General features: G+C 72.3%; 7 protein-coding genes. 5 read left to right on the forward strand and 2 right to left on the reverse strand.

Features of this window, described 5'->3' with window-relative positions; all coding sequences use genetic code 11:
• Nucleotides 1–138: 138 nt before the first annotated feature.
• Both polA and ACFWBT_RS13845 read left to right on the forward strand, forming a co-directional pair.
• Nucleotides 139–2,865 (forward strand): DNA polymerase I, encoded by a 2,727-nt coding sequence (gene polA / locus ACFWBT_RS13840; RefSeq protein WP_385699345.1) that lies wholly within the window; start codon nucleotides 139–141, stop codon nucleotides 2,863–2,865.
• 228 nt (nucleotides 2,866–3,093) lie between these two features.
• A complete protein-coding gene (locus ACFWBT_RS13845; protein WP_385699348.1) occupies nucleotides 3,094–3,612 on the forward strand; it encodes a hypothetical protein in 519 nt (172 codons plus the stop codon).
• A gap of 19 nt (nucleotides 3,613–3,631) precedes the next feature.
• Here ACFWBT_RS13845 and ACFWBT_RS13850 read toward each other — a convergent pair whose 3' ends face one another.
• Nucleotides 3,632–4,486, reverse strand: coding sequence for a DUF4184 family protein (locus ACFWBT_RS13850; RefSeq protein ID WP_385699351.1), 855 nt, complete (start codon nucleotides 4,484–4,486; stop codon nucleotides 3,632–3,634).
• A gap of 247 nt (nucleotides 4,487–4,733) precedes the next feature.
• Here ACFWBT_RS13850 and ACFWBT_RS13855 point away from each other — a divergent pair, with 247 nt between their 5' ends.
• From ACFWBT_RS13855 to ACFWBT_RS13865, 3 genes are all read left to right on the forward strand, one after another.
• Nucleotides 4,734–6,455 (forward strand): lytic transglycosylase domain-containing protein, encoded by a 1,722-nt coding sequence (locus ACFWBT_RS13855; RefSeq protein WP_385699354.1) that lies wholly within the window; start codon nucleotides 4,734–4,736, stop codon nucleotides 6,453–6,455.
• Nucleotides 6,456–6,646: 191 nt separating this feature from the next.
• Entirely contained in the window at nucleotides 6,647–6,781 is a 135-nt protein-coding gene (locus ACFWBT_RS13860) for an SPW_0924 family protein (RefSeq protein ID WP_266757582.1), read from the forward strand.
• 25 nt (nucleotides 6,782–6,806) lie between these two features.
• The gene (locus ACFWBT_RS13865; RefSeq protein WP_385699357.1) at nucleotides 6,807–7,799 is read left to right on the forward strand and encodes a DUF3068 domain-containing protein; all 993 of its coding nucleotides are present in this window, start codon (nucleotides 6,807–6,809) and stop codon (nucleotides 7,797–7,799) included.
• Here the strand turns inward: ACFWBT_RS13865 and ACFWBT_RS13870 are convergent.
• Nucleotides 7,789–8,770: ATP-dependent helicase C-terminal domain-containing protein (locus ACFWBT_RS13870; RefSeq protein ID WP_385699360.1), on the reverse strand; the 982-nt coding region annotated here is incomplete at its 5' end. The two genes, ACFWBT_RS13865 and ACFWBT_RS13870, sit on opposite strands and share 11 nt — an antisense overlap.

Here is an 8,770-nt window from a genome sequence, read left to right on the forward strand (position 1 = left end):
TGCGTCTCCTCGTACCCCTTCGATCCTCGCACGCGCGGCCGACAGCGAAGGTGGGGGGCCGTGGGAGCGCGGGCCGGGCGGGAGCGTGCCGGGCCGGGAGGGCTCTCGATGTCAGTGGGGCGTGGCAGGATCGGGGGCGTGGCAGAAACAGCATCGAAGAAGACCGAGAAAACCGCAGGTACGGGCCGTCCGCGGCTGATGCTCATGGATGGGCACTCGCTGGCCTACCGCGCGTTCTTCGCGCTGCCCGCCGAGAACTTCACCACCGCGACGGGCCAGCCGACGAACGCCATCTATGGTTTCGCGTCGATGCTGGCGAACACGCTGCGCGACGAGTCGCCCACGCACTTCGCGGTGGCGTTCGACGTCTCGCGCAAGACCTGGCGCTCCCAGGAGTTCACCGAGTACAAGGCGAACAGGTCGAAGACCCCGGACGAGTTCAAGGGGCAGGTCGAGCTGATCGGCGAGGTGCTGGACGCGATGCACGCGCAGCGGTTCGCGGTGGACGGCTTCGAGGCCGACGACATCATCGCGACGCTCGCCACCCAGGCCGAGGCCGAGGGTTTCGACGTGCTGATCGTCACCGGCGACCGCGACTCCTTCCAGCTGGTCTCCGAGCACACGACGGTGCTGTACCCGACGAAGGGTGTCTCCGAGCTGACCCGGTTCACTCCGGAGAAGGTCTTCGAGAAGTACGGGCTGACGCCGGCGCAGTACCCCGACTTCGCGGCGCTGCGCGGCGACCCGTCGGACAACCTGCCGGGCATCCCCGGGGTCGGCGAGAAGACGGCCGCGAAGTGGATCAACCAGTTCGGTTCGTTCGCGGAGCTGGTCGAGCGGGTCGACGAGGTCAAGGGCAAGGCCGGGCAGAACCTGCGCGACCACCTGGAGGCGGTGAAGCTCAACCGCCGTCTCACCGAGATGGTCAAGGACGTCGAGCTGCCCCGGACGGTCGCCGACCTGGAGCGGGCCGCGTACGACCGTACGGCTCTCGCGATGGTCCTGGACACCCTGGAGATCCGTAACCCCTCGCTGCGCGAGCGGCTGCTCGCGGTGGACCCCGGGGCCGCGGAGGCCGAGGAGACACGGCCCGTGGCCGAGGGCGTCGAGATCGACGGCGCGGTGCTGGGCGCGGGCGAGCTGAAGCCGTGGCTCGCCGAGCACGGCACGGCGGTTCTGGGCATGTCCACGGTCGACTCGTGGGCGCTGGGCACGGGTGCCGTCGCCGAGGTGGCCCTGGCGGCCGGTGCGGGCGCGGCCGTCTGGTTCGACCCGTCCCAGCTGGACGAGTCCGACGAAAACGCGTTCGCGACGTGGCTCGCCGACCCCGGGAAGCACAAGGTCATGCACAGCGCCAAGGGCGCGATGCGGGTCTTCGCCGAGCACGGCTGGACCATCGAGGGCGTGACCATGGACACCGCGCTGGCCGCCTATCTGGTCAAGCCGGGCCGCCGCTCCTTCGCGCTGGACGCGTTGTCCCTGGAGTACCTGGGGCGGGAGCTCGGCCCCGCCGCCGCGGCCGACGGCCAGCTCGCCTTCGGCACGGACGAGCAGGCCGAGGCCGACGCGCTGATGACGCAGGCCCGCACGATCCTCGACCTGGGCGAGGCGTTCGGGGAGAAGCTCCAGGAGGTCGGCGCGGCCGACCTGCTGCGCGACATGGAGCTGCCCACGTCCAGCCTGCTGGCCCGCCTGGAGCGGCACGGCATCGCGGCGGACAGGGCGCATCTGGAGGCCATGGAGCAGATGTTCGCCGGGGCCGTGCAGCAGGCCGTGAAGGAGGCGCACGCGGCCGCGGGCCACGAGTTCAACCTCGGCTCGCCCAAGCAGCTCCAGGAAGTCCTCTTCGGCGAGCTGGCCCTGCCGAAGACCAAGAAGACCAAGACGGGCTACACGACGGACGCGGACGCCCTGGCCTGGCTCGCGGCGCAGACCGAGAACGAACTGCCCGTGATCATGCTCCGTCACCGGGAGCAGGCCAAGCTGCGGGTCACCGTCGAGGGCCTGATCAAGTCGATCGCCGCGGACGGCCGCATCCACACCACCTACAACCAGACGGTCGCGGCGACCGGGCGTCTGTCGTCGACCGATCCGAACCTGCAGAACATCCCGGTCCGCACGGACGAGGGCCGCGCGATCCGCCGCGGCTTCGTGGTCGGTGAGGGCTTCGAGTCCCTCATGACCGCGGACTACAGCCAGATCGAGCTGCGGGTGATGGCCCATCTGTCCGAGGACGAGGGCCTGTTGGAGGCGTTCGCCTCCGGCGAGGACCTGCACACCACCGTGGCCTCCCAGGTGTTCTCCGTGGAGCGGTCCGCGGTCGACGCCGAGATGCGCCGCAAGATCAAGGCGATGTCGTACGGCCTCGCCTACGGGCTGTCGGCCTTCGGTCTCTCCCAGCAGCTGAACATCGAGGCGGGCGAGGCCCGTGCGCTGATGGACACGTACTTCGAGCGCTTCGGCGGCGTGCGGGACTATCTGCGTCGGGTGGTCGACGAGGCCCGCGCGACGGGCTACACCGCGACGCTCTTCGGGCGCCGCCGCTATCTGCCGGATCTCAACAGCGACAACCGGCAGCGCCGCGAGGCGGCCGAGCGCATGGCGCTCAACGCGCCCATCCAGGGCACGGCCGCCGACATCGTCAAGATCGCGATGCTCCATGTGGACCGGGCGCTGCGCGAGGCGAAGCTCACCTCCCGCATGCTCCTCCAGGTCCATGACGAAATCGTCCTGGAGATCGCCCCCGGCGAGCGGGAGAGGACCGAGGAGCTGCTGCGCCGCGAGATGGCGTCCGCCGTCCAGCTCCGGGCGCCGCTGGACGTCTCCGTCGGTTCGGGCCCGGACTGGGAGTCCGCGGCGCACTAGCGTCCGCGGGGGCGGCTCACCGCCGCCTTCGGACTACGGGCGCGGGCCCTGGCACCGCGAGGTGCCGGGCCCGCGTGCCCGCACGGCCACGGCCGCGGAGGATTCGCCCCGGGGCGGTTTCCGCGCTCCCACGCGCCTTCCGCGCTTTCCGTGGTTCCGGAGCGAACCGTCACTCGCGTGGCCCTCGCAAAGGGGCCGGACGCGGAAGGGGCCCGTAAGGATGCGGGCATGGGTATACGCAGGCTCCACCGCCGTACGGCCATGGCCACGACCGTCGTGGTCGCGACCGTGACGGTGACCGCGGCCGTCGTCCCGGTGCTGTTCGCGCCGGTACCCGCGGTCGCCGCGGAAGCGGGCACGGCCCAGCTGCCCGCGGTCGGCCGTTCCCCCCATGAACCGGACCGCACCGCCCGGACGTCCCGCGACCTGAGGGCGGCGCTGTCGGCTCGTCTGGGTGTGCCCTCCGGCATGCTGCGCGGCCCGAAGGCGCGCATCGAGGACGGTGGGCAGCCCCGGGCCGCGCACGGCCGGCGCGTGCACGGGACCGGCGCCTTCACCGGTCCCGCCCGCACCTATCGCATTGTCGTCCTGTCGTACGACAACTCGGCGACGGCACATCCGGCGGCGGCCCGCCCGGCGGCGGCGCACGGGATCCGCGCGATCGAACGCATCGCCCGGGCCGTGCACCGCGGCTTCAGCCGTGGGCGTGGTCTGCTCCTGGGCCCCGGCTCCGCGTCCGGGGCCTGATCCGAACGGCAGCCCCGGGTCAGCGGGGAGCAGGACGGCTCGGCTCCGGTCGGGACGCCGCGGGGCCGGGACGGGCGGGGGCGGGACGCCACACCCTGACGGCGGCGGCGTACAGGCCGAGGCCGAGGACCAGGCCCGCGCCGCCGCCGAAACACAGCGTCGGAATCAGCTCCCACGGCTTCGCGACGGACCCCCAGTACGCCCACCAGCGCAGCGCCCGCTGTACCGCCGCCACCAGCGCACAGCACCCGATCACCGCACCGGCCAGCCATCGGTCGGCCGCCGACAGTACGGGCACACCCACGGCCGGCCCGTGCGGCGTGCGGCGCAGCGCCAGCACCACGAACGTCACGATCACGGCGGCCGCCACCGCCGAACTGCCGTACTGGACGTACCAGTAGAGCGGCGAGCCCGCGAGGTCCCGCCCGAGGACGGGGAGGAGCCGCGTCCCCCACCGGTCGTGATGCGTGAACGCGTCCCACACCACATGCGTCAGCGCGCCGACCGCCGCGGAGACATACCACCGCAGAACCATCGGCGCGCCTACCGGCTCGCGCGTGGCCCCACAGCGCAGTAGCCGCGCCGTGCGCCCCTGCCGTGCGACGGGCATCAGCGCCACCAGCGGTTCGCGCAGCACCAACCAGGCACCCACCAGCGCCCACGCGATGAGTACGTCGACAGTGAACACTCCGGTGAACGCGTGGGTGAAGCTGCCGAACTCCATCGCCCCGGGCAGCACGCTCGCCGCGTAGTAGGTCAGGTCGGGAGCGAAGGAACCGGCCACGAGAACGGCGGGAATCAGCCGGCCACGACCGGTTCCGTCCCCGCGTACGGCGGGCAGTACGGCCGCCGCGTGACTGAGAGTGAAGGGCAAGTCGTCTCCCTGCGGCTGCTGTTGGCCGGGTATGTCCGGCCCGTTGATCACTGGCGGCCAGTATGCGGGACGACGGCTCATGGCCAACTGGTGAATACCGGGCGCGAACGGGTCCCCGCGCGAAGGAAGTTGTCGTAGGGTCGCCTGGGTCGCCGTGCCGGGGAGCACGGCCGAGAAAGTGGCGGAAGCGCACTGGGATCTGAGAGACGGCGGGCTGGGCCGGTCGTCCGTGGGAGGGGTTCACTCAATGGCGGCGCAATTCGGCAGGAGGCTGCGCAAGGGCGCGGCAACCACCGCTGTGGCCGCGGCCGCGGTCGCGGCTCTGTCCGCCTCCCAGGCCCCGGGAGCGACCGTCGACGACCACGGCAGACAGTCGGCCGGTGCCGACACGGGCCAGGACGTGAGCGACGCGGGCGACGGAACCGCGACCGGCAACTCGCGCTACTTCACCGATCTTCCGCCGCTGGAGAGCCCGAACCCCGCGCCGACCACGGGGGAGGGCACTCCCGCCGCCGCGGGCTCCGCCGAGGCGGGCATCCCCGCGACCGTGCTGGACGCCTACAAGCAGGCCGAGGCGTCGCTGCGCGAGTCCAAGCCCACCTGCAACCTGCCCTGGCAGCTCCTCGCCGCCATCGGCAAGGTCGAGTCGGGCCAGGCCCGCGGCGGCCGCGTCGACGCGGCCGGCACCACCCTGTCGCCGATCCTCGGCCCGGTCCTCAACGGCAACGGCTTCGCCAGCATCAAGGACACCGACAACGGCGCGTACGACGGCGACAGCACGTACGACCGCGCGGTGGGCCCGATGCAGTTCATCCCCTCCACGTGGGAGTGGGCGGGCCGCGACGGCAACGGCGACGGCAAGAAGGACCCCAACAACATCTACGACGCGGCGCTCGCCGCCGGGCACTACCTGTGCCGCTTCGACCACGACATGTCGGTCCAGTCGCAGATGAACGCCTCGATCCTCAGCTACAACAACTCGACGGCCTACCTCCACACCGTCCTGTCGTGGCTGCAGTACTACCGCAAGGGCACGCACGAGGTGCCGGACGGCACGGGCACGCTGCCCTCGCACAACAGCGACGGCACGACCACACCGAGCCCCGGCCCCACGCCGCCGGTGCCCTCCCCGCCGGCCGGCCACACGCCGGGCGGCGGCGGTCCGAAGAGCCCCGCCCCGAAGCCGACCCCGCCCGCGAACCCGTCGCCGCCCTCCACCCCGACCCCGCCCGCCACACCGCCCCCGACGAGCCCGCCCACCACCCCGCCGACGCCCACCCAGACGGTGGACCACCTGGCGGACGCGGACACCGGGCAGCTCACGGCGACGGCGGGCGACACGTTCGCGCACAAGGTCGTCGTGCGCACCGAGGACGACGCCGACAAGGCCGTCGCGAAGGTCCGCGTGCGGTTCACGATCATCGGCGACACGGACGCGGCCTTCACCGGCGGGGAGAGCGTCGCCACCGTCGTCACCGACAAGCTCGGCACCGCCACCGCGCCCGCGCTCGTGGCCGGGGAGAAGACCGGTGACTTCACCGTCCGCGTCACCGTCGTGGGCCGCGTCATGTCCGGCCTCGACTACGCCGCGACCGTCACCGCGCGCCAGGCCGACACCCTGGCCCGCACCGGCGACACCGCGCTGACCTGCGTGCCGGGCGGCGAGTTCGCCGACCAGGTCGAGGTGAAGGCCACCTACAAGGGCGCCGCCGCGGGCAAGGTCGCCGCCACCGCGACCCTCGTCACGTCCGCCGACGACGCCACCGAGAACGACAAGGGCCCCTACTTCAAGGACGCGGACGGCAGGACCGTACGCACCCTCACCACCCTGACCACCGACGCCGACGGCCTGCTCGAACTGCCGAAGCTGTACGCCGACGACACCACCGGCACCTTCCTGCTCCGCATCACCACCACCGGCGGAGCGACCCTGACCGTCGAACTGACGGTGGCCGCCGCCGCTTCGTAGCCCCGCGCCGCCACCCGCGCGGCTAGTGCGCGCCCCCGGGGCGCCCCTCCGCTCACGCCGGAGGGGCGCCCCGCACCGTTCCCGGTTCCGATCCCGGTCCGTTGTGTGTGCGACGTGTTCTCATCTCGGCCCGCCGTTGCTACGGTGCCGGACCTGACGATGTATCAGCTCCTGGCCCACGGGAGGCCCGCATGCGTGCCCTCATCGCCGCCGCGACCGGTCTCGCCGTGGCGCTCGCGCTGGTCCTGACCATCACGGCCATGGGCTCACCGGCCGGCCACACCTCGCCGAAGCCGATGCTCACCACCGTCCCCAAGCACCCCTGACGCACGCACCGGGAGGGCCGTCGAGATGCGCCGCAAGGCAAGCCTGATCCTGCTCGCGCTCGCCGTGTTCTTCGCGGCGCTGTCCCCGCTGCTGCGCTGGTACGCCTTCCCGCGCCTGGCCAAGATCCCGGCGAACCAGTACCAGGACATGGTTCTGGAGGCGAAGGACGCCACCCTCCTCGACTACGGCACCATGCGGGCCAACAAGGTCTCCAAGGTCACGGTCGTGCAGACCCTCAAGGGCAATGTGGAGGCCTCCGAGAGGATCGAGCGGACCGCGGGCCGGGACGTCGTCGTCTGGGACTCCCTCTCCTACGTCCAGGGCCCCGACGGGAAGATGGTCTCCAAGCTCCCCGAGCGCTACATCTTCGACGCGCACAGCCAGGACCCCGTCCACGCCACCGGCGAGTCCGTCGACGGCGACCCCGTCACCCGCCAGGGCATCGAGTTCAAATGGCCCTTCCGGACGGAGAAACGGGACTACGAGTACTTCGACGCGCAGACCCGCACCTCCGCACCCATCCACTACAAGGACACCCGGACGTTCCGGGGCGTCGAGGTCTACTACTTCGAGCAGACCATCCCCTGGACGAAGGTGAAGTTCCCCAAGGTCATGCCCGTCCAGGGGATCACCCCGGAGTCCGTCGCCAAGACCGGCACCACCCGCTGGTACACCACCGTCCGCCGGTTCTGGGTCGAACCGGTCACCGGAGCGCCCGTCTACGGCGAGGAGATCCACAAGGAGGAACTCCGCGGCGGCACACTCCTGGGCGACCGGGACAAGGTCACCGCCTTCGCCGGGCACGTGAAGATGCGGGAGGACTACATCAGGCACACCGTCGACCTGGTCAAGTCGAACCGCACCCTGGTCCTGATGATGACCTCCTACCTCCCCTGGGGCTTCCTGCTCCTGGGCGCCGCCCTGCTGTCCCTCTCGCTGTACCTGGAGGCCCGGAGCCGCAGGCCCGGTGACGCGGCACCCGCTCCGGCGGCCGACCCCGAGCCCGTCAGCGCCTGAGCCGGGCGTTCGTGAACCGCGTCGGCTCGGCCGTCGCCGGGTCCTCGGGCCACGGATGCTTGGGGTACCGGCCGCGCAGCTCGGCCCGCACGCCCTTGTAGCCGTCCTTCCAGAAGGACGCGAGATCGGCGGTGACCGCGGCGGGCCGGCCCGCGGGGGAGAGGAGATGCACGAGAACGGGCACGCCGGCCACGGCGGGCGACGCGTGCAGCCCGAACATCTCCTGCAGCTTCACGGCGAGCACCGGCTGCCCGGGGTCGGCGTAGTCGACGCGGATCCTCGACCCGCTCGGCACCTCGATCCGCTCGGGCGCGAGCTCGTCGAGCCGGGCCGCCTCCCCCGTCGCCCAGGGCAGCAGCCGGGCCAGCGCCTGCCCGGCGTCGATCCGCCCCAGGTCCGCCCGCCGCCGGGCACGGCTCAGCTCCGGCTCCAGCCACTCCTCCACGCGCGCGTGCAGCGCCTCGCCCGAGACGTCCGGCCACGGGTCACCGAGACGCCGGCGCAGGAACGCGAGCCGCTGCCGCAGCACCTCGGCGTCCGGCGACCACCGCAGCAGACCGAAGCCCTCCTCCCGCAACCCTTCGAGCAGCGCCTCCCGTACGAGCCCGGGGTCCGCGTTCCGCAACGGCCGCACGGCCAGCTCCACCGCCCCCAGCCGCTCCACCCGCCGTGCGACGACATCGCCCTCGGCCCAGTGGACCTCGTCGCCCTCGGAGTACAGACCGTCGGCGGCCCGCCGTGCCGTCCGCTCGTCGATCACGGCCGCGAGCCGCACGCGCGCGTGCCCCCTGCCGACGGGACGGTCCGCGACGGCCACCGCGAGCCAGGGAGCACCGCGCAGGACGGAACCCTCACCGACGTCGGCGCGGGTTCCGTTGACCATGAGGTGGGAGCCGCCCTGCACATGGGCGAGGCGCTCGGGGAACGCCAGCGCGGCGACCAGCCCGACCACCCGGTCGTCCCCGGGCTCC

The sequence above is a fragment of the Streptomyces sp. NPDC060027 genome (assembly GCF_042737005.1).
GTDB lineage: Bacteria > Actinomycetota > Actinomycetes > Streptomycetales > Streptomycetaceae > Streptomyces.